General features: G+C 33.5%; 19 protein-coding genes. 10 read left to right on the forward strand and 9 right to left on the reverse strand.

The genetic code is table 11. From position 1 onward, the window contains the following. Positions 1 to 91 precede the first annotated feature (91 nt). From BM371_RS20750 to BM371_RS13150, 3 genes are all read left to right on the forward strand, one after another. Positions 92 to 1,906: an APC family permease gene (locus tag BM371_RS20750; RefSeq protein ID WP_034678431.1), complete on the forward strand. Its 1,815-nt coding sequence runs from the start codon at positions 92 to 94 to the stop codon at positions 1,904 to 1,906. A gap of 90 nt (positions 1,907 to 1,996) precedes the next feature. Continuing rightward, the gene (locus tag BM371_RS13145) at positions 1,997 to 2,311 is read left to right on the forward strand and encodes an Mpo1-like protein (protein ID WP_034678433.1); all 315 of its coding nucleotides are present in this window, start codon (positions 1,997 to 1,999) and stop codon (positions 2,309 to 2,311) included. A 10-nt stretch (positions 2,312 to 2,321) separates the two neighbouring features. Beyond that, positions 2,322 to 2,669: a DUF4377 domain-containing protein gene (locus BM371_RS13150; protein ID WP_034678435.1), complete on the forward strand. Its 348-nt coding sequence runs from the start codon at positions 2,322 to 2,324 to the stop codon at positions 2,667 to 2,669. A 40-nt stretch (positions 2,670 to 2,709) separates the two neighbouring features. Here the strand turns inward: BM371_RS13150 and BM371_RS13155 are convergent, their stop codons facing one another. After that, complete coding sequence (locus tag BM371_RS13155; RefSeq protein ID WP_117601841.1) at positions 2,710 to 3,651, reverse strand: SPFH domain-containing protein; 942 nt, start codon at positions 3,649 to 3,651, stop codon at positions 2,710 to 2,712. A gap of 329 nt (positions 3,652 to 3,980) precedes the next feature. On the opposite strand from BM371_RS13155, the gene BM371_RS13160 reads away from it, so the two are divergent. After that, complete coding sequence (locus BM371_RS13160; protein WP_034678437.1) at positions 3,981 to 5,054, forward strand: NAD(P)H-dependent flavin oxidoreductase; 1,074 nt, start codon at positions 3,981 to 3,983, stop codon at positions 5,052 to 5,054. An 88-nt stretch (positions 5,055 to 5,142) separates the two neighbouring features. Here the strand turns inward: BM371_RS13160 and BM371_RS13165 are convergent, their stop codons facing one another. Beyond that, entirely contained in the window at positions 5,143 to 6,498 is a 1,356-nt protein-coding gene (locus BM371_RS13165; protein ID WP_034678438.1) for a deoxyguanosinetriphosphate triphosphohydrolase, read from the reverse strand. Positions 6,499 to 6,568: 70 nt separating this feature from the next. Between BM371_RS13165 and BM371_RS13170 the strand changes: the two genes are divergently transcribed. The 5 genes from BM371_RS13170 (at position 6,569) to BM371_RS13190 (ending at position 11,310) form a co-directional block, all read left to right on the forward strand. Then, on the forward strand, positions 6,569 to 7,300 hold the full coding sequence (locus tag BM371_RS13170) for a DNA-formamidopyrimidine glycosylase family protein (RefSeq protein ID WP_034678439.1): 732 nt from the start codon (positions 6,569 to 6,571) through the stop codon (positions 7,298 to 7,300). A 662-nt stretch (positions 7,301 to 7,962) separates the two neighbouring features. Next, positions 7,963 to 8,682, forward strand: a complete 720-nt coding sequence (locus tag BM371_RS13175; protein ID WP_034678441.1) for an AAA family ATPase — start codon at positions 7,963 to 7,965, stop codon at positions 8,680 to 8,682. Between the two features lie 146 nt (positions 8,683 to 8,828). Continuing rightward, positions 8,829 to 9,533: a hypothetical protein gene (locus BM371_RS13180; RefSeq protein ID WP_034678443.1), complete on the forward strand. Its 705-nt coding sequence runs from the start codon at positions 8,829 to 8,831 to the stop codon at positions 9,531 to 9,533. Between the two features lie 230 nt (positions 9,534 to 9,763). After that, positions 9,764 to 10,354 carry a DUF6624 domain-containing protein gene (locus BM371_RS13185; protein WP_051882952.1) on the forward strand — a complete coding sequence of 197 codons (591 nt, stop codon included), beginning with the start codon at positions 9,764 to 9,766 and terminating at the stop codon, positions 10,352 to 10,354. A gap of 401 nt (positions 10,355 to 10,755) precedes the next feature. Beyond that, on the forward strand, positions 10,756 to 11,310 hold the full coding sequence (locus BM371_RS13190; protein WP_034678445.1) for a hypothetical protein: 555 nt from the start codon (positions 10,756 to 10,758) through the stop codon (positions 11,308 to 11,310). Positions 11,311 to 11,336: 26 nt separating this feature from the next. Here the strand turns inward: BM371_RS13190 and dnaN are convergent, their stop codons facing one another. Beyond that, positions 11,337 to 12,467: a DNA polymerase III subunit beta gene (dnaN, locus tag BM371_RS13195; protein WP_034678447.1), complete on the reverse strand. Its 1,131-nt coding sequence runs from the start codon at positions 12,465 to 12,467 to the stop codon at positions 11,337 to 11,339. Positions 12,468 to 12,640: 173 nt separating this feature from the next. Here dnaN and BM371_RS13200 point away from each other — a divergent pair, with 173 nt between their 5' ends. Beyond that, on the forward strand, positions 12,641 to 12,997 hold the full coding sequence (locus BM371_RS13200) for a diacylglycerol kinase family protein (protein WP_034678835.1): 357 nt from the start codon (positions 12,641 to 12,643) through the stop codon (positions 12,995 to 12,997). 79 nt (positions 12,998 to 13,076) lie between these two features. On the opposite strand, the gene BM371_RS13205 is transcribed toward BM371_RS13200, so the two are convergent. The 6 genes from BM371_RS13205 to BM371_RS13230 all read right to left on the reverse strand — a co-directional run bounded on the left by BM371_RS13205 (position 13,077) and on the right by BM371_RS13230 (position 20,600). Continuing rightward, positions 13,077 to 13,460 (reverse strand): barstar family protein, encoded by a 384-nt coding sequence (locus tag BM371_RS13205; protein ID WP_051882954.1) that lies wholly within the window; start codon positions 13,458 to 13,460, stop codon positions 13,077 to 13,079. 93 nt (positions 13,461 to 13,553) lie between these two features. Next, entirely contained in the window at positions 13,554 to 14,351 is a 798-nt protein-coding gene (locus BM371_RS13210) for a DUF4097 family beta strand repeat-containing protein (protein ID WP_131431003.1), read from the reverse strand. A gap of 47 nt (positions 14,352 to 14,398) precedes the next feature. Continuing rightward, positions 14,399 to 15,247 carry a HEAT repeat domain-containing protein gene (locus BM371_RS13215; RefSeq protein ID WP_034678450.1) on the reverse strand — a complete coding sequence of 283 codons (849 nt, stop codon included), beginning with the start codon at positions 15,245 to 15,247 and terminating at the stop codon, positions 14,399 to 14,401. Further along, positions 15,231 to 15,803: an RNA polymerase sigma factor gene (locus BM371_RS13220; RefSeq protein WP_051882956.1), complete on the reverse strand. Its 573-nt coding sequence runs from the start codon at positions 15,801 to 15,803 to the stop codon at positions 15,231 to 15,233. Before BM371_RS13220 ends, BM371_RS13215 begins: the two co-directional genes overlap by 17 nt. Before the next feature lie 132 nt (positions 15,804 to 15,935). Further along, positions 15,936 to 16,769 (reverse strand): GLPGLI family protein, encoded by an 834-nt coding sequence (locus tag BM371_RS13225; RefSeq protein WP_034678452.1) that lies wholly within the window; start codon positions 16,767 to 16,769, stop codon positions 15,936 to 15,938. Positions 16,770 to 16,901: 132 nt separating this feature from the next. Then, positions 16,902 to 20,600: a phosphoribosylformylglycinamidine synthase gene (locus tag BM371_RS13230; RefSeq protein WP_034678453.1), complete on the reverse strand. Its 3,699-nt coding sequence runs from the start codon at positions 20,598 to 20,600 to the stop codon at positions 16,902 to 16,904. Positions 20,601 to 20,798: the final 198 nt, after the last annotated feature.

A 20,798-nucleotide genomic window follows, 5' to 3' on the forward strand; every position in this document is an offset into this window, starting at 1 on the left:
AATTAACTTTTGTATAAGAAATATTAAGAAAATATTAATTATTTAACAGAAATAATTACATTTGTTTTTTTCAACTTATATATCATATTTCATGAATCAACTTTTTAGAAGGAAACCATTGAGTTCTACAACTTTGGATGAGAATAATGGTGAAATCCATTCTTTGAAAAAGGTTTTAAGCGTAAAAGATTTAACTTTTTTTGGTATTGCTGCCATTATTGGTGGTGGTATTTTCAGTGCAATTGGTAATGCCTGTTTTTCCGGCGGTCCGGGAGTTATTTTCTTATATGCTATTTGTGCAGTTGCCTGCGGATTTACGGCAATGTGTTATGCAGAATTTGCATCACGAGTTCCCGTTTCTGGTAGTGCTTATACGTATGCTTATGTTTCTTTCGGAGAAATTTTTGCGTGGATTATTGGTTGGGCTTTGATTATGGAATATTCTATCGGAAATATTTACATCGCCTTTTCATGGAGTGGTTATTTTACCAATTTATTAGATACATTTGGGCTACACTTACCGGAATGGCTTACGATAAACTATAAATCTGCACATTCAATTTTTGATAACAATACCGCTTTTGTTCAAAGCATTAATGATTATCTCGCTAATAAAGCAAGTCTTGTAAAAGATTCGGCTTTAGGAAATTACTTAGCTTCAAATGAAGTGAAAGAAAGCCTTAAAGAAGGGCAAAACATGACATCTATTCTGCAAAAAAAGGCAACAGCTCTACAAAATGCTGAAGGTTTTTTAGCATGGAAAAACTCACCTCTTTTGGGAAGCTTAAAAGTGATTTTTGATTTACCCGCTTTAATGATTAATGTTTTAATTACGTATCTGGTTTACAGAGGAACGAAAGAATCTAAAAACTTGAGTAATTTAATGGTTTACATCAAATTGGCTGTAATTGTTTTGGTAATTATTGTTGGTTTTATGTATGTTGATATTGATAATTGGACGCCTTTTATGCCGAATGGTTTTGGAGGTGTTATGGCGGGAGTTTCTGCAGTTTTCTATGCCTATATTGGTTTCGATGCTGTTTCTACTTTGGCGGAAGAAGCCAAAAATCCTCAGAAAGATTTACCGAGAGGAATGATTTATTCTTTGGTAATCTGTACCGTTGTTTATATTATTTTGGCCTTGGTTCTTACCGGAATGGTTTCTTATACAGAATTAGGAGTTTCAGATCCTTTAGCAGAAATATTTGCTTTAAAAGGGGTGAAATGGATGCTTTTCATCGTTTCAATCTCTGCAGTTGTAGCGATGACCAGTGTTTTACTGGTTTTCCAAATGGGACAGCCAAGAATCTGGATGACAATGAGCCGAGATGGTTTGATGCCCAAAAAATTATCTGAAATTCATCCTAAATATAAAACGCCGGGGTTTGCAACAATTCTTACCGGTATTGTTGTGGGGCTTCCCATATTTTTTACCGATGAAAATTTAATTTTAGACTTCACCAGTATCGGAACTTTGTTTGCATTTGTACTTGTTTGCGGTGGAGTTTTGATGCTTTCGCCACAAAGTGAAGAAGAAATGGAGGAAAGAAAAGGAAAGTTTAAAATCCCTTACATCAATTCAAAATTCATTTTCCCGATTGGGTTCGTTTTGAGTTTGATCTTGGTTAATTACCTATTCCCGACCTATTTTTCAGACATTTTTAAAGATGTTATCGCAAACATTCCGGTCATTAGTTTTTACTTAGTTTGTGTGGTTATTTCGTTTTTAGCCTTCATTAAAAGATTGTCTTTAATTCCGATTTTAGGATTGGTTTCTTGTTGTTATCTTTTGACAGGAATGAGTACCGAAAACTGGTCTTGGTTCGGAATCTGGCTTGTTTTAGGCTTGATTTTCTATTTTATTTATGGCAGAAAAAACAGTAAGCTTAGAAACAGTAAAGCTTAAAAAAATAAAAAAACGAGTCATCATATGATTCGTTTTTTTCTGAAATGGCTGATTTATTGCTTTGAGATATTTAAACTAAATCTTAATGCCATGTCTGAAAGAATAAAAACCTTCGCCGAGTTTTATCAGTTTTACCTTACTGAGCACAGCAAAATCGGAACACGAGTTTTTCATTTTATTGGAACGCTGTTGGTATTTTTTGTAATTGGATACGTTATTTATTCAGGGAAAGAGCGGTTTTTATGGTATGTTCCGATCTTCGGATACGGTTTTGCATGGTTGAGTCATGTCATCATTGAAAAGAATAAACCCGCCACTTTCAAATATCCGCTTTGGTCTTTGATTTCAGATTTCAGGTTATTTTTTGAACTTCTTACAGGAAAACAGAAGTTTTATTCAAACTAAAATATTCAGTATGAAAAATATAGCAATGCTTTTAAAAGGAAGTTTAGCAGCTTCAGTTTTTTTGATCTTCTCTCAATGCAAACCTATGCCAAGTGAATCCGGAAAAGATGAAAAGACAATGATCATCGCTTCAGAAACAACAGATTGCACAGGAGTTGCTCCCATGAAATGCCTTCAGGTAAAAGAAAAAGAATCTGACAGTTGGGGGAATTTCTATAGCAATATCGAAGGCTTCACGTACGAACCGGGATTTGAATATGTTTTAAAAGTAAAAACAGAAAAAATTGAAAATCCACCGATGGACGGTTCTTCAATAAAATACACTTTAGTAAAACAGGTTTCAAAAACCAAGAAATAAAAAAAACCTCTCAGTATGAATTTCTGAGAGGTTTTTTATTTTAGTGTCCAGATTGTCCAAAATCTTTCGGCGGCTTCGGATAATTAGCTGTATTTAGTTCATCCATTTTCTGCGTTGCAGCCATTGAGACAACCAAATCATTCAGCATTGAACTCGCTGCTGTGGGAGAATTCGGCAGTAAAACCAAATTACTTCTGTTATTAGCTCCAATAGAATTCAAAGTATCGTAATGTTGTGTCACAACAATCAGCGCAGAAGCTTCCTGCGCATTGATGTTTGCGGCGTTCAGCATTTTTACAGACTCTTCCAGACCTTTTGCAATCTCCCTTCTTTGGTCTGCAATACCTTGTCCCTGCAATTTTTTAGATTCTGCTTCAGCTTTTGCAACAGCTACAATCCTAATTCTTTGTGCTTCAGATTCGTATTCTGCGGCAGTTTTTTCACGTTCAGCAGCGTTGATTCTGTTCATCGCATGTTTTACCTGTTCATCCGGATCGATATCGGTTACCAAAGCCTTAATGATATCATATCCGTAACTTTGCATTGCTTCCTGCAATTCACTTTTTACAGCAATTGCAATATCATCTTTTCTTACGAATACATCGTCTAATTTTGTTTTGGGAACTTCAGCTCGTACAACATCAAATACGTAAGAAGTAATCTGATTTTCAGGATTTTCCAAACGATAATAAGCATCTTTCACATTTTCTCTGATTACCTGATACTGTACAGAAACTTTCATTTTAATGAATACGTTATCCAGAGTTTTAGTATCAATAATAACGTCTAATTGCTGAATTCTAAGATTCAGACGCTTTGAAATCTGATCAAAAAAAGGAATTTTCAAATGCAAACCGGCGTGGCTTACTTTTAAGAATTTGCCTAATCTTTCTACCACTGCAGCAGATTCTTGCTTTACCGTAAAAAAAGAAGCGAATAATGTGATAAGTCCGAAAAAGACTAAAATACCAAGATAGATCATAAATTTTAACTTTTTAAATGTGTCGTAATAATTTTTATTTTTTAAAACACCTTACATTTGTGTTTTGTTTAAATATACTAAAAATAAATATAAGTTCTGTTGTGATCGATTAACTGACAATTAATTTAAAAAATCATTTGATATTTTAAACTAGAAAATATTTGGGAAAAGTTAATTTTGAATTACAAAAAATATGTGATTATAAAATCGAAGATCTGTCTTACTACCTAAAAATTGGTATTTCTTACAACAATCTTTATAAGGAAATTTATAATCAATACTAAAACGATAATTTATAACTATAATTTCTTAACCAATATCATCAAATCATGTGGAATAAAAACAGAATTACAGAATTATTGGGAATCGATTATCCCATTATGCAAGGTCCTTTTGGCGGAGGTTTATCAACGGTTGAACTGACAACAACAGTAAGCAATCTTGGCGGTTTGGGCGGATTTGGAGCCTATACTTTATCACCTCAGGAAATTTATGATATTCATAAAGAAATACAGTCGAAAACCGACAAACCTTATAACCTTAATCTTTGGGTGAACGATCACGACATCATCGATGAAGGACACACTAAAAAGCAATACGAAAAGGCAGTTGAGACTTTCAAACCTTATTTTGACATTTTAAATACTGAAATTCCTGCACCTCCACCCTCTTTTGAATCAAGATTTCAAAACCAGCTGCAAGTAGTTTTTGATATTAAACCCAAAGTTTTCAGTTTTATGTTCGGACTTTTAGATGTAAACATTATTGAAGACCTTCACAAACAGGGAACTATCGTTTTCGGAAATGCCACAACGTTGGATGAAGCCATTGCTCTGGAAAAATTGGGAGTTGACGTAATTGTTGCTTCCGGTTTTGAAAGTGGCGGTCATCGACCTTCATTTTTAGATCAATCCGAACTTTCTACAACGGGAACTTTCGTTTTAATTCAATTAATTAAAGATAAAGTGAAAATCCCGGTTGTTGCAGCCGGAGGAATTGCCAACGGGCGCGGAATTGCCGGAGCATTCACATTAGGAGCTGAAGCCGTACAAATCGGAACTGCATTTTTGGCAACCGAAGAATCCGGAGCTTTACCAATTCACAAAGAATTTTTATTCTCCGATGCTGCAAAATCCACCACCCTATCCAGAGCTTATACCGGAAGATTAGGACGCGGAATTACCACTAAAATTACAAGAAACGTCTTAGCTGCAACTGATAAAACTTTGCCTTTTCCTTTACAGACAACATTCATGGGTGCATTGAGAAAAGCCGCCTTGGAACAGCAGAAAAATGATCTGGTTTTCTTTTGGTCTGGTCAGATTGCACCAATTTTAAAGCATAAAAAAGCTTCAACTTTAATGAAATCATTAATAGAAGAAGCGAATGAGTTACTTAATTAATTTGCTGGAAGTTTGAAGATGGAAGTCTGAAGTTTATAACGCTTGTAAAACTTCCCGCTTTCAGCCTTCATCTTCCTTACCCAACTTCCTACACCGTCATTCCGATATCAATTCCCTTGATTTTTCGGTAAAGATCGGTCGCATAATTATCCGTCATTCCGGAAACAAAGTCGATCACACCCAAAACTTTCTGATAATCGGTTCCATCCTGATACACAAATTGCTGCGGTAAAAGCTTCAGGGCTTTTTTATCATAAGATTTCCTTTCATCACCATGCTTTAGAATTGAGGGAATGAAATGATCCAGCAATTCGTACATTACATTGTAGCCTGCGTTTTCGATTTCCACCACTGCTCTGTGATTATAAATTTTTTCTATAGAGAAAGATTCTATATCCTGCAAAGCGTTATTTTCAGACTTATAAATATCCAGAAGTCCTTTATCTAAATTTCCTTCAAGAATCGTATTAAAATTATTTCTATAAAGCTCAACAGATTTATTAATTAATGCATTGATCACTTTCGCTCTCAAATAAGAAATCTGCTCATTTTCATTACCGATAGAATTCAGTTTTGAATCAACTCTTTTAATATCATCGGTTTCCGATTTTACCAGTTCAAAGAAAAGATTCTTGCAGTCTGCTGTAGATACGATTCCCAAACGGTGCGCATCTTCCATATCGATAATATTATAGCAAATATCATCTGCCGCTTCTACAAGCCAGACAAAAGGATGTCTTTTAAAAATATAGGGTTCATCATTTTCCTGAAGCAGCTTCACTCCTTTTGCAATTTCAAGAAAAGTCTCTTTTTCATTCTGGAAAAAACCGAATTTCTTTCTGTGTATAATTCCTTTTTCTTTTGCAACAGCTTCACACGGATACTTTGCGATACTTGCTAGAGTAGTAAAAGTAAGCTGCGTTCCACCAAAATCTTTTCCCTGTTGCTGGTGAGTAAGTACCCGGATTGCATTGGCATTTCCTTCAAAATTTACAAGATCTGCCCACTCTTTCTCTGAGAATTTAGATTTTATCTGATTTTCATTTCTTTCAAAATAACTCGCAATTGCATCTTCACCTGAATGCCCGAAAGCCGGATTTCCGACATCGTGACACAAACAAGCCGCTGCAATTACGTTTCCTAAATTATGAAGGTAAAAACTTTTAGAATCTTCATTAAGATCATTCTTAAAATTATCATGAATAAACTCTCCAATCACACTTCCCAAACTTCTTCCAACAGACGAAACTTCAAGCGAATGCGTAAGACGGTTGTGCACAAAAACACTTCCCGGAAGCGGAAAAACCTGGGTCTTATTCTGCAGCCTTCGGAATGCCGATGAAAAGATAATTCGGTCAAAATCTCTCTGAAAATCTGTTCTTGAAGCAATAGTATTAGGATTATTACCTGTTCTCTGACTGGTAAAAATCTGATTCAAATTCATCATTTTCCAAAATTACTTCAAATTTTATTTTTAAAGGAACAATATTTGAATTTTTCTTAAAAACAAAGTCATGCCTGAAGGTCCAACAATTGTTCTTATGAAAGAAGATCTGCAAAAATTTGTAGGTGAAAAGGTCATTGAAGTTAGCGGAAGTGAAGTCCCGGACAACTTCGAAATTGAGGGAGAAATCCTCCGTGAGATCAAAACTTTTGGAAAACAAACGTTTCTAATTTTTGATAAGATTATTTTCAAAATTCATCTCATGATGTTCGGTTCTTATAGTTTATATAAAAGAAAAGATATTGACACGTTACGGTTTGGACTGACTTTCGAAGATGGCGGAATGTATTTTTACACCTGCGTGGTAAAAGTCGTTGATGAAAGTTTTCTATTAAAAATCGATTGGGAAGCCGATATCATGAGTAGGAAATGGAATCCTGAAAAAACTGAGCAAACTTTAAAAGCAGCTCCTAAAATGATGATCTGTGATGCATTGATGAATCAGGATATATTCTCCGGCGTTGGGAATATTATTAAAAATGAAGCTTTGTTCAGAGTGGGAATTCATCCGGAAAGTCTGATTGGAAATTTACCTCCTGAAAAATTAAAAGAAATTATCACAGAAGCTAGAAATTACGGTTTCGATTTTAAAAAATGGAAAAAAGCCAATGTCCTCAGTAAACATTTTCAGATTTATCACCAGAAAAATTGCCCGATTTGTGGCGCAGAAGTCATTAAAAAAGATACCGGAAAAAGTAAACGGACAAGTTTCTTCTGCATAAATGATCAAGTCCTACTGTAGAGAATCTAATATTAAAATTCTTTCAAATGTATATTAACACTCTCTTAAAAATTACATAATTCTAAATGCAAGGCATACTATTTTGATAATTTTTAAATTATCAAATCTCCAACACCCCATGTATAATAATTATCAATTTTACATATTTTTATCAATTAAATAATCAAATAATAAGTTTAAATCACTTCAATTATCATAAAAACTCAATGTAAACAACTCTTAAAACAGCCTCAAAACTAACTAAAACAGTGACAAACATCATATGAGAGAGTTTGTGGATTACAAAAAATGCCGTAAATTTGCATTATAAAATTCGCAACAAAATTTAAATTAATTAAAAATTCAATAATTATGATCGCTTACATCGGTATTGCAACATGTGCTATTTTAGTTACTTCATATTTTGCAACAGTAAAAAGAGAAGGGAACTAGTTTTTTATTAAAAAACATTCAGCCTATTAACAAATTTTATTATTTTTTATGTTTGCAGTTTTAAACTGCTGCTCTTTTACTCACCCGGAGTAAAAGAGCCCAAAACATAAGACTCTCACATCTTTTATTTTTTAAAAGATTTTTCAATACTTACTTTTCATAATAATGCATTTTGAGAAAAAATTCTCGAAATGAATTATCTTTGCAAATCAATATAATGTTTTGTAACTATGAATCTGTACGATCTTATCATTCAGGATAAAGAAGCAGTAACGCTCAACGAAGTTTATCTTGAACCCCAAAACAAACAGCAATTTGTACAGCTCATCAAAGAACACACCTATATTAAAGAGCTACAGGAATACGGTCTTCCTGTCAATAACAAAATCCTTTTACAGGGAAATTCGGGTTGTGGTAAAACCATGACAGCAAAAGCCATTGCCAATGCTTTAGGCAAAAATATTATTATTCTTAATCTGAGCAATATCGTCTCCTCCAGAATAGGTGAAACTTCTCAAAATATCAAAATGATTTTCGATAAAGCGGCAAGAGAAAGATCCGTTCTTTTTCTTGACGAGTTAGACCAAATCGGAAAAGCTCGTGGAAGCGACGATAAAGATGTCGGAGAAATGAGAAGACTCGTCAACACCTTGATTCAGCTCATTGATTATTACCCTGAAAATGCGCTTTTACTTTGTGCGACAAATCATGCAGAAATTATTGATACTGCTCTACTGCGACGTTTTCAGCTGAAGATTAACTACAAAATGCCATCAAAAGATTTTCTGGATGAATATTACAATCATCTTTTATCTCAATTTCCTGAGAATTTGAGAAATATGGAGAGGAAGTATGAAATTTCTTTTGCGGAAGCTAAGGATCATACTTTCACGTTGGTAAAGGGGAATTTGATTGAGAAGTTGGAAGCAAAAAATTCAATACAATTATAATAATGGGATAAAGATTTTTCTTTTAGTGTTGAATTAAATTGTTTTGAAATTGAAAATTATTACTTTAGCGTAATTATAGTTTTGATTGGCGCATGTGTAAAGCCAGATGTTAGCGGTTAGCAGAAATTTTAAACCAATATTACGTAATGAAACAAATTTTACAAATTTTAATCTTATTAATTATTTTTTCCTGCAGCAAAGTTGAAGTTTCTAAAACTGAAGTTGAAGCGGTTGATAAAGTTCTTCAATTTTATGGAGGGCAAGTAAATCGTTCAATAGGATTTAAAATCGCAAATGGAAAAAAAGCAAATTATTTTGAATTGCAAGTAAGTAAAAGTGATTTATTGAATAATGAACAAAGATATCTAACAGAGCAAGCTGGAAATGTTGCTTATATATTTTACACCAATTTAAAAGATGAGAAGTCAAATTATAATGAAATACGAGTTAAAATCGATTTAGATAACGGAACTTCTCATGAATATAATTTTTCCACCACAGAATTGAAAGAAATTGAAGAATTATATTCTGAAATTGAAAAAACAAATAATTTTATTAGAGATGCTGATTATAAATCTCTTATTAGAGATTCTGATTATAAATCTCTTGCAACTCAAAATGGAGAAATTAGTGTTGGTATTACTGAAAATAAATTAAAAGATATCTTTGATCAACGAAAATCAAAATTTGGAAATATTAAAGAAATTCAAAATCAAGGATTTAGTTTCCATAAATCTGTATATCGTGGAAACTTTATAAATGTAAAAGAAGTAATACTTTTTGACAAAAATGCTGAAGACATGATTTTAAGTTATGATCGTAAAACAAAAAAATTAATTGCAATCCATTAACCATAAAAAAACTTCTGCTAACATTGTATTGGCAAAATGCGAGGTTTAAATCAGAGTTGAACTATTTGTAATAATTAGCAGCCGCTATTTTTCGTTCCATAGCTTTTTTGAAAGTTTATTCCACGAAAAAAATATCGGCTACGATTGGAAATTCTTGAACTAAAGTTCTTCGAAATCCCGCACTTCACCAATACTTTTTCCGTTATTTGTAAGATAAACCAAAAATAGAAATGAAAATAAAAAAAATAGTATTCAGTATATTAATCGCTCTTGTTTTAATAATATCAATATTCCTTTATATGAATAGAGATAAATTTGTCTATGTAGGTTCAGTAGATATTATTGAAGTTGATTGCAGCAAAAAACGTCAAATCTTGAGCGAAGTTTTAGAAAGTGACCAAAGGATTAGAAAATCAAATGAACTCATCAAATATGCTAAAGAAGATCATAAAAATCAAGAATTAGTGATTAGCATTATTGAAAAGTGTGGTATGCCAACATTGAAGGAGGTGGATCAAAAACATATGGATGCAATCTGGTTGGGATTGCAACATAGCACTGAAGAAATCAGGAAAAAGTATTTTCCACAAATAGAGAAAGCGGTTGAAAATGGAGACTTATCTAAACCACAATACGCATTGATGAAAGACAGGATTCTAATGGACGAAGGAAAACCTCAAATATATGGTTCACAAATAGAAAATGGTAAATTGTATACATTAGAAAATCCTGAAACTGTAAACAAAAGAAGAAAAGAAATGGGATTGGAACCCATAGAGGATTATTTAAAGAGATTCAATATTCAGTTCAATCCTAATTAAAATACTACACATAACATTGTATTTGAAAAAGGCGGGGTTGAGAATAAAGTTTTAAACTTAGTTATATCTAGTCGCAAATACTTTTTCCGTTAGCAGAAATTAATCTCCAAACAGAATGCCATCAAAAGATTTCTGAATGAATATTACAATCATCTTTCATCTCAATTTCCTGAAGATTTTAGACATATTGAGCGGAAGTATGAAATTTCTTTTGCAAAAGCGAAGGATTATACTTTTATGGTGGTAAAGGGGAATTTGATTGAGAAGTTGAAAGAAGGTCATTAATCTAAAATCAACATTTAAAGTTATTATTATATCTATAATTATTGAATTACAATAATTTTTATTATTATTTTAGCAAAATTACTTTACAGAAATATAGATCTTAACTGAGATACAGTATGAAAATAAAAAATAAAAATATTAATGTACAAGAATTAATTAATGAAGGAAATAATTATTCTAGTGAAAATAATTGCAAAATAAAATATGGTGAATATTTCAGTGATGCTACACCTGAATTTTTAGCCTGGATTTCAAAAGTTGAAAATTTTATATACACAAATTTTGATGAAAATAGTGGACCATACAAAATGTTACAAACAGCTGATAAATCTAAATTTAGCGGTTATTATTTATCGGAATTCGATAGAGAATTACAAAAATACAAGGGAGCCATTAAATCTTGTGAACACTTAAAGCCAAATAAATCAAAATCTGAAAATGTGATAATTAGTTTAATAAAAAATCCTGTATTTTGGACGACTTTAGTTGTAGTTATTGGTGGATCTTATAAACTTGGGTTTGACAACGGAAATTCTAAATTTGATAAAGAAAAACAAGAATTTATAGATATAAATAAAAAATTAATTGATAGTGTAAAACTTCTTAAAATCGAAAACAGTAAATTAAACAAAGAAAATTTTATATTGACAAAAAAAGGATTTCAAAATTGAAATCCTTTTTTATATTTTCTTAAATTTTACAATCCGATTACCGGCATTGAAAGCATTAAGATATTTTCGTTTTCTTCAAGACCATCAAGAGGCTCGATGATTCCTGGTCTGTTTGGCTGAGACATTTTCATTGTAATATCATCCGCTCCTAAAATACCCAACATTTCTGTTAAAAATTTAGAGCTGAAACCGATGTTGATGTCTTCACCATTGTAATCGCAAGGAATCTGCATATCTGCTTTGTTTGCATATTCTGTGTCTTCTGCGTGAAGGTGAAGAATATTGGCAGACAATTTAAATCTAACCTGATTTGTCGATTTATTCGACATGATCGACGCTCTCTTGATTGCACCCAATAAAAGGTTTCTGTTAATCGTCAATACATTCGGATTCTCTTTCGGGATTACTGCAGTATAATTAGGATATTTTCCGTCAATTAATCTACAAATCCAGATATGTTTACCAAAAGTAAATTTAGCCATATTCTCGTTGAAGTCGATGGTAAGATCTTCGTTTGAGCTTGCTAAAATATTTTTGAAAATGTTCAAAGGTTTTTTAGGCATGATGAATTCCATTGGCTCGGCATTCATCAGGTCTGTTCTTTTATACACCACCAATCGGTGAGAATCTGTAGAAACAAAGTTGGTTTCGTTCTCTCCAAACTGGAACAAAACTCCCGTCATTACCGGACGAAGAGAATCGTTACTTGTTGCAAAAAGAGTGTTGGTTAAAGCTTCAGACAAAACTCCTGCAGGCATTGTTACAGACTGTGCAGCATCAAATTCAGGAAGTTCAGGATAATCATCTGCGTTGTCTAATGCAACAGCAAAGTTATCTTTCTCATCCAAAATCTCAAGCTGACTTCCAGTTCCTTCAGCATTATCTTTCACTGCCAAAGTAAGAGGTTGCTCACCATACGTTTTGATAAAATCTTGAAAAATCTTGGCAGGAACAGCAAATTTACCTGAATCGTCCGACTTTACCTCCAAAGAAGTAATCAGCGTAGTTTCGCCATCAGATGCAGTAATGGTAAGGTTGTTTTCGTTTAGTTCAAAAAGATAGTTTTCTAAAATCGGTCTCGACTGAGAACTTGATATTACGCCACTTACAGTTTGCAAAGCCTTCTGCAGTTCACCACTTGAAATAATAAATTTCATAGATTTAAAAATAAGTTTTTACAAATATAATAAATAGAAAACAGATAGAAAAGAATAATCCTTCGAGTTACTAACAACCATCAAAATAAGTTTATCTTTGAAGTATGGATGTAGGAAGATAGAAGATGGGTGTCAATTCTTCCTTAAAATCAATTTCTATTTTAAACTTAATCATGCGTAAACCGCCTATTCATAAAAGTTTTGAGAATGCCTTCAACGGGCTTTGGCTTATGATAAAATCCGAAAGGAATTTTCAGCTTGAATTGTTGGCATTCGCTGTAAATGTATTTCTAATTTTTTATTTAAAACTTTCATCTGTTGATACGATTCTGATTCTTATTGTTTCTTTTGGCATTTTTGCTGCGGAAATTTTCAATACTGCAATAGAAAAAATCTGCGACATCATTCAACCTGATTTTGACAAAAGAATTGGTTTTATAAAAGATATTGCTGCCGGAGCGGTTATTTTAATGGCTATTCTGTCCGTGATTGTCGGGGTTTTGGTGTACTGGAAATATATTTTTATTTAATTTTTCCCACAGATTACTCAGATTTTCACAGATGTTTGTGATATTTGTGAAAAACATTTATGTTATTTGAGTTTAAAAATCAGTCTAAAATCAATTGTATATTTTGATGTGAATCGATAATTTCAACTAAAATCTCAAAAAGAGTCTGTCCGTTTCCCGCAATCAAATCATCCAACTTTTGCTGAATCAGTTTTATGTTAAACGGCTTTCCCTGACTGATTTTATTTTCATAAAATTCTCTGGTTGCTTCAAAACCCAAATCTTCTTTTGATTTCTGAGAATTCTTCCAGGTAATATCAGAATGAATTCCATACAATATATCATCAAAACCATCCAAAGTTCCGACTTTCCAATCTTCATCTTTCATAAAAAGCAGGGAAATTTCTTCGTAGAAACCCTCCAGATCCGAAAAATGACTGCCATTGATGACAGTCATTTCTTTGTTTTGTTTTTTATTAATCATTTCGCAATTTCTCAGATAAAGAATGTTATCATAACTAAAATACGAAAATCATCCGAATCATTTCCATTAATTCCTGATCTATTGATAATGATTTTATTTTGCTCTTAAATACACTTTACTGTAGTCAGAACGGACTTCAATATTCGTTCCTCCACCATTTATTTTTCCTGCTAAATCATTTCCATGACTGGCTAAATCTTCTTTTTTCTCGACATCAATTTTAAAATCCGGAGACATATAAATTTCACCATATGAGGTTGTCGTTTTAAGGTTCGCTTTTACCGATTTTGGAAGTGTAACGTCGGCAAGTCCGTATACAGAAATTATCGACAAGGGCCCTTTTACATTCTGACTGAAAGCTGCTTCAATTTTACCATAAATAGAGTTTATGGTTGCAGGTCCTGTAATATTTTCCAGTTGAATATTGTTAAAAGTGGTAGAAACCTCAATTTCATTCTGCATATTTCGGAAAACAACATTTCCACCGTATTTTGACTGATGTTTAAAAGAAACAATAATATCTTCAGGAACCAGGATTTTAATCTCAGGGAAAGACATTTTTTTCAGAGAATTGACTTCCATTACCTCATTTTTTTCACTAACGTTGATCCCAAGTCCTGTATTATCGGCAAGTCCCAAAGCATTAACGATCTGAAGACCTTCTGCACGCTTGTCGACAGCCGAAGTTCCGCCTTCCAGTGAAAAAACAATCTCATTTCCTTTATAGCCTTCTACGGTTACTTTACCAAGATTAAGAAGTAATTTGCCTTTATTTTTTTTGATTTTATAGGTTTTAGGAGTTACCTGTGTGGCATCAGCTTCTCCATCGTTCTCCTGTGCGTGGAAAGAAATTGCCATTAATGCAAACAAGATTAAATATATCTTTTTCATGAAGTTTAATTTGAAAAATTTAAATTATTGGTTTTATATAAAAGCTTTTAATATCTCATTAAAACAGCATAGGCTTCATCTTTTACGAAATCTGCTGTCGTAGGGTTTGAAGTAAGTTCTTTCAGTTTTTTATTCACTTCTGTATTGAATTCTGATGATTTTTGGTTCGCCAAAATTGCAATTAATTCTTTCTGAACCATCGCATCATCCTGCTGAAGAAAAATCAGTCGGATGTTTTTACCGATTTCAGGATTTTGAATATGAGCCGACAAAGTTTCTACTGCAGCCAGTCTTACATTCGTATTTTCGTCTGAAAGTGCTTTCTCAGATAATATTTTTACAACTTGTCTATCAGAAGTCGAAAAATCTTTCAACAAAGCAATTCCGTGTAATCTTGAACTCGCAGAATATTCATTATTTAATAGTTCTAAAGCTTTAATTTTATTAAAACCATTTTCGTTTTCAGAAAGGTTATTGTATTGAACTAAAATTTTCGTTTTCTCTGTTTTTTTTGATAAAACTGAATCATTGCTTACAAAAGATTCGCTCCTGTTTACTTGTTTAGCTGTTTCTATTTTTGCATTTTCTGATATATTTTTTTGGCTTAAAATATCAACTAAACCCTTATCTTCCGCTTTACTTTTTTCCTGAATTGAAACTATCTGTTTTTCGCTTTCTTTCTGATTCCAAAAAGTATAAAGACCAATGCTGAAAAAGATCAGTACAGAAGCAGCTGCGACCCATTTTTTCAAGGCAAACAATGGAACTGTTTTTTCATCTGAAGCGTTCCGTTCGTTCAGCCTAAGCATGATTTTGTCAAACGTTTCATCGGGAACTTCAAGTGTATCAAATTCCTCACGATGATTTTCTATATATTCTTTAAGCGTATCTTTCATTTTGGCATTTTTGAGTGAGTTTTTCAAAAATTTTCTTTTTAGCACGATGATAATAACTTCTCACCGTACCTGCGGGAATATCCAGTGTTTTTGCAATTTCTTCCTGCGGCATTTCTTCAAAAAGAAAAAGATTCACAATGGTTCTGATTTGTAGCGGAAGTTCTGCAATCGCATTTTGAAGTTCTTCAATTCGAAATTCCAACGCCAGTTTTTCTTCCAGCTCATCATCTTTTACATCGTACATTTTATCATCCTCAATCCCTGTAAAATAGATTTTTTTTTTTCGAAGAAAGGTAAGCGAATGGTTAATAGCAATTCTTTTAATCCAACCTCCAAAACTATCCGTATTTTTTAAAGATCTGATTTCAGAAAATGCTTTTACAAAAACTTCCTGAAGAATATCTTCTGCATCTTCCCTGTCATTCACAAGACGAAAAACAGAATTGAAAACCGCTTTGGAATAGCGCTGATAAAGCAGAGAATACCCTGAATTGTTTCCGGAACCGCATAGCTCCAACAATTCTTTATCACTGATATTTACCGTTGCTGTTTTCAATAATTATTAAGTCCTATTATACTTTCTACTTAGTAGACGTAATTGTTTTTTAAATGTTGCAATTTATTTTAAATATTTTTAAAATTTTCACTCACATTTGAATTTTAGCTAAAGTACTTATAATTGCTATTACTATTCACAGGATTTAAGTTCAATTGGAATCTTAAAAACATCTATTTTCTCCTTTTCCGATTTATTGTAAGCATCTTTCGCTTCCTTACTGTCAACATTTTTCCCGTAATAAACATAAGTAAATGTAGCTGTTGCAGAATTTAGATTGGCAAAGATCATAGACGGATCTTTTTGATATTGAGCCCAAAAAGTTTCCCACTGCTTAGGTGTGAAATTTACTTTCGCGGTATTAGCATTTCTTTCTTCAATGTTATTTTGCTCTTTGGTGAGTCCTTTGATTTCGAAAATAAAATTTTCCTCGGAATCATATATTTTCAAGATCAATCCTGGTAAGCCATAGAATTTATGTGGTCCGTCACTGATCGGAATTTCGTTAGTAAACCATGCTATCCACTTTCTTCCGGCAAAATTCGTTTCTGCCTTTTGTACATTATAGCTAAACAGTTTACTTTTCTCCTGCAGAATTTCCCATTCTGGTCTGCAATGATATGTTGTTAAATATACTTTGTCGAAAAAGTTTTCTTCAGTAACGGTAGTTTGTGATTTTAAATCTTTGAAAATTAAAGTCTGTAATTTCCATTGTTGTTTTGGTGCGGGAAAACTTCTGCTTCCCTGATTCACAAGCTTTGTTTTTACTGAATCATATTTAAATTTCGCTAAAGATTCAAAATAAGAATTCTCATCATTTTTCAGAAGAACAGTTAGTTCCGAATGGTAGTCTTTGCTTTGCTTTTCGGTCTTCCATTTGAAATCATAAATAATTTTATAGGATTGCGAAAATGCTTTTAAAGAACAAATCAGAGCAGAGAAAATGACCAATAGTTTGAATTTCATGATAGATGTTTTTGATTTTCTTACTATTAAAATGATGCAGAATTTGAAAAAATGTTGCAATTTTTAATAAAAAATGACTGTCACTAATGACAGCCATTTTCCTAATATTATTTGTTTAATTAAACTTAAAGATTATTTAAAATACTCAACTCCGTTTTTAAAGATATTATGGTAATTCGCTGTTGGAATGTTTTTCATCAATCCTTCTGCAAAACGTTCCGGGTGTCCCATTCTACCGTAGATTTTTCCGTCCGGACTCGTGATTCCTTCAATTCCGAATAATGAGTTATTTGGATTAAACGGCATTCCATGAGCGATGTTTCCATCCAAATCTAAGTATTGAGTAGCAATCTGTCCGTTCTCATACAACTTCTGAATTTCCGCTTCCGAAGCCATAAAACGACCTTCACCGTGAGAAATCGGGATTGTGAAAACCTGGTCTTTCATTCCTTTCAGCCAAGGAGATTCGTCGTTTAGAACTTTCACATTCACCATTTGAGAGATATGTCTTCTGATCGCATTGTGTGCCAAAGTCGGAGAATTTTCATCCAAGTCCTTGATTCTTCCGTAAGGTAACAATCCAGATTTTACTAAAGCCTGGAAACCATTACAGATTCCGACGATCATACCGTCTCTGTCGAGTAGTTCATGAACTGCATTTCTCATCTTCTCATTCTTCAAAACATTAACGATAAATTTCGCTGAACCGTCCGGTTCATCTCCCGCAGAAAACCCTCCGGAGAATGCTAAAATTTGCGACTGTTTAATTTCTTCCACCCATGCATCGATGCTCTCATCAAGCAACTGATGATTGATATTAATCAAAGGCAAACTGCTTACAATTGCACCTTCTTTTTGGAATGCATTCAGCGTATCGTATTCGCAATTTGTTCCTGGAAAAACCGGCGCAAAAACTCTTGGCTGAGAAATGCCGTGTTTTTTAATAATGATATTTCTTGGATTAATTGAGTTAAGTTTTGAATCCAATTCAACAACTATTTTTTCTTTTTCAACCGTTGAAAAAAGGTTTTCGAAAGTTTTCGTATTTGCTTCAAGTAATTTTTCGATTTCAAAATCCAAATTACTGATTTTCAAAATATTTGAATTTTTAACTTCACCGATTAATTGAAGATCAACAGAACTTAATTCTTCAGTTGATTCTATAATTAAACTTCCGATATTTTTTGCCAATAAAACGTTCTCATCAGCAATATTTATTTCAGCTCCCAACCTGTTTCCGAAGCTCATTTTTGCCAAAGCAACCGCAACGCCACCTTCTTTCACAGTCTTTACAGAAACGATTTTTCCAGCTTTGATATTTTCGAAAATAAGTTCGTAAACTGCTTTCAATTTATCATAGTTCGGAAGTCCATTTTCCTGCGGAATATGATTAAAGAAATACAGTTTATTACCTGCCTGTTTAAATTCTGGAGAGATAATATTTTTCTTTTCTCCATTAGCACAAGCGAATGAAATCAATGTTGGCGGAACATTCAAATCCTGATACGTTCCACTCATAGAATCTTTCCCTCCAATTGCTGCTAAACCGAAATTGATCTGAGCATCATAAGCACCCAAAAGAGACGCCAAAGGTTTCCCCCACTTTTCTGGATTTTGTCCTAATTTCTCGAAATATTCCTGGAAACTGAATCTAATATTTTTGTAATCGCCACCCATCGCAACGATTTTGGCAACACTTTCAACAACTGCGTAAGAAGCTCCTAATAATGAATTCTGCTTAGAAATCTCCGCATCAAATCCCCAACTTGCCAAAGAAACTGTTTCAATATTTTTTGCTCCGATAATCGGCAATGTCTGAACACTTCCATCCATTAAAGTCTGCTGATATTTTCCACCTAAAGGCATCGCAACCGTAGTCGCACCGATAGATGAATCGAACATTTCCAATAAACCTTTTTGAGAAGCAACGTTTTTATCACCTAATATTTTTAAGAAATTCTCTTCATTGAATGATTGAGTTTCTTCTTTTATTTCATTGAGGTGAGTGATTTTAACTTCCTGGCTTTTAGAACATCCATTTGTATCTAAAAATGCTCTTGAAAGGTCAACAATTTTATCACCTTTCCAGAACATCTGCATTCTTCCTGAATCTGTTACTTTTGCAACCTCAACAGCCACAATGTTTTCAGCTTCACAGAATTTGATGAACTGTTCTTTATCTTTTGGTTCAACCACAACCGCCATTCTTTCCTGAGATTCAGAGATAGCAAGCTCAGTTCCGTTCAAACCTTCGTATTTTAAAGGTAAAACATCCAAATTAACTTCCAATGAATCAGCGATTTCACCGATCGCAACAGAAACTCCACCCGCTCCAAAGTCGTTTGATTTTTTAATCAATCTAGTCACTCCAGGATTTCTGAATAATCTTTGGATTTTACGTTCTTCAACGGCATTTCCTTTCTGAACTTCAGAACTCATCGTGTGGATCGAAGTTTCGTCCTGTTCTTTTGAACTTCCGCTTGCTCCACCAACACCGTCACGACCCGTTGCACCACCTAAAATAATGATAGAATCGCCAGCTTCAGGTTTTTCACGTCTTACCCAATCCACAGGAACTGCGCCGGCAACGAAACCAACTTCCATTCTTTTTGCTTTGTAGCCTTCATCATAGATTTCGGAAACCATCGTAGTCGCCAAACCGATTTGGTTACCATAAGAAGAATATCCATTCGCCGCCTGTTTTGTGATTGTTTTTTGAGGTAATTTACCCGGTAACGTTTGGTCAACCGGTTCCAAAACATCAGCAGCACCCGTTAATCTCATCGCCTGGAAAACGAAAGAACGCCCAGACAAAGGATCTCTGATCGCTCCTCCTAAACAGGTTGAAGCTCCACCAAAAGGCTCGATTTCCGTCGGGTGATTGTGGGTTTCGTTTTTGAATAATAAATACCAAGGTTCCTTTTTACCATCGTATTCAGCTTCAATTTGGATTGTACAAGCATTGATTTCGTCAGAAACCACCAAGTTCTCCAAATTACCTGTTTTATGGAAATATCTTCCGCAAACGGTTGCCAAATCCATCAAAGAAATTGGTTTCAATTCGCGTCCTAAGAATTTTCTTTTTTCGATATAATCATTGAAAATCGTTTCCAATGTATGTTTAAACTGTCCTTCAAATTCAATATTCGACAATTCTGTTTCAAACGTTGTGTGACGACAGTGGTCACTCCAATAAGTGTCTAAAACTTTAAGTTCCGTTTCTGTAGGATTTCTCTGTTCAGTTTTAAAATATTCCTGAATGAATTTTAAATCATCCAAACCTAATGCAAAACCGTGATTGTTAAAGAATTCCTCAAGCTGCGCATCATCAAAATTGATAAAACCTTCGTGAACAATCACTTTTGATGGTGTTTCTTCTGCAGGAATATCTAAAATTGATAAATCTTTTTCTTGAGATTCTACTTTATTAATTAAAAGGTCTTTGATTTTAACTAAGTCAGATTCAGAAACACCTTCGAATTCGATCAATTTTCCACTTCTCACTTTAGACTTCTCATTTTCGGTCAGTAAGGCGATACACTGTTGAGCAGAATCCGCACGCTGATCATATTGTCCAGGTAAAAATTCCATTGCAAAATGGATTCCTTTTGCAGGATTTTCTTCGTTTAAAATATCAGTAACCGGATCTACGAAAGTACTGTTTACTACTTTTTCGAATTCACCATCGTTCAAATTGAAAATATCGTACACATTGTACACTTTTACGCTTTGGATCGACGGAATCACCGCTTTTACTTCATCAAAAATTTTTGGACTTTCTACATCGAAAATTCCTCTTTTTTCTACGAAAATTCTTTTGTTTTGAGACATTAGATGTCAGATATTTATTAGGTTTATTTTTAATTTTTAACTGAAATTTATTTTATTGACAAACCTTTGCAGCCCGACTTGAGCGGAGCTCTTTTGCCGAAACGAAGTGCAGGCAAAAAGCGGGAGCGGTAGGCGGATAAAGCTGCCCAAATAATTATTTCATTTATTCCAAACTTTACCAATCACAGATTGAACAAA

Source organism: Chryseobacterium formosense (genome assembly GCF_900116415.1).
GTDB classification, from domain to species: Bacteria; Bacteroidota; Bacteroidia; order Flavobacteriales; family Weeksellaceae; genus Chryseobacterium; species Chryseobacterium formosense.

Bases quoted from the DNA above. Each gene is read 5' to 3' on its own strand.
- BM371_RS20750 (WP_034678431.1), top strand. From the start codon at position 92: ATGAATCAACTTTTTAGAAGGAAACCATTGAGTTCTACAACTTTGGAT.
- BM371_RS13145 (WP_034678433.1), top strand. From the start codon at position 1,997: ATGTCTGAAAGAATAAAAACCTTCGCCGAGTTTTATCAGTTTTACCTT.
- BM371_RS13150 (WP_034678435.1), top strand. From the start codon at position 2,322: ATGAAAAATATAGCAATGCTTTTAAAAGGAAGTTTAGCAGCTTCAGTT.
- BM371_RS13155 (WP_117601841.1), bottom strand. From the start codon at position 3,651: ATGATCTATCTTGGTATTTTAGTCTTTTTCGGACTTATCACATTATTC.
- BM371_RS13160 (WP_034678437.1), top strand. From the start codon at position 3,981: ATGTGGAATAAAAACAGAATTACAGAATTATTGGGAATCGATTATCCC.
- BM371_RS13165 (WP_034678438.1), bottom strand. From the start codon at position 6,498: ATGAATTTGAATCAGATTTTTACCAGTCAGAGAACAGGTAATAATCCT.
- BM371_RS13170 (WP_034678439.1), top strand. From the start codon at position 6,569: ATGCCTGAAGGTCCAACAATTGTTCTTATGAAAGAAGATCTGCAAAAA.
- BM371_RS13175 (WP_034678441.1), top strand. From the start codon at position 7,963: ATGAATCTGTACGATCTTATCATTCAGGATAAAGAAGCAGTAACGCTC.
- BM371_RS13180 (WP_034678443.1), top strand. From the start codon at position 8,829: ATGAAACAAATTTTACAAATTTTAATCTTATTAATTATTTTTTCCTGC.
- BM371_RS13185 (WP_051882952.1), top strand. From the start codon at position 9,764: ATGAAAATAAAAAAAATAGTATTCAGTATATTAATCGCTCTTGTTTTA.
- BM371_RS13190 (WP_034678445.1), top strand. From the start codon at position 10,756: ATGAAAATAAAAAATAAAAATATTAATGTACAAGAATTAATTAATGAA.
- dnaN (WP_034678447.1), bottom strand. From the start codon at position 12,467: ATGAAATTTATTATTTCAAGTGGTGAACTGCAGAAGGCTTTGCAAACT.
- BM371_RS13200 (WP_034678835.1), top strand. From the start codon at position 12,641: ATGCGTAAACCGCCTATTCATAAAAGTTTTGAGAATGCCTTCAACGGG.
- BM371_RS13205 (WP_051882954.1), bottom strand. From the start codon at position 13,460: ATGATTAATAAAAAACAAAACAAAGAAATGACTGTCATCAATGGCAGT.
- BM371_RS13210 (WP_131431003.1), bottom strand. From the start codon at position 14,351: ATGAAAAAGATATATTTAATCTTGTTTGCATTAATGGCAATTTCTTTC.
- BM371_RS13215 (WP_034678450.1), bottom strand. From the start codon at position 15,247: ATGAAAGATACGCTTAAAGAATATATAGAAAATCATCGTGAGGAATTT.
- BM371_RS13225 (WP_034678452.1), bottom strand. From the start codon at position 16,769: ATGAAATTCAAACTATTGGTCATTTTCTCTGCTCTGATTTGTTCTTTA.
- BM371_RS13230 (WP_034678453.1), bottom strand. From the start codon at position 20,600: ATGTCTCAAAACAAAAGAATTTTCGTAGAAAAAAGAGGAATTTTCGAT.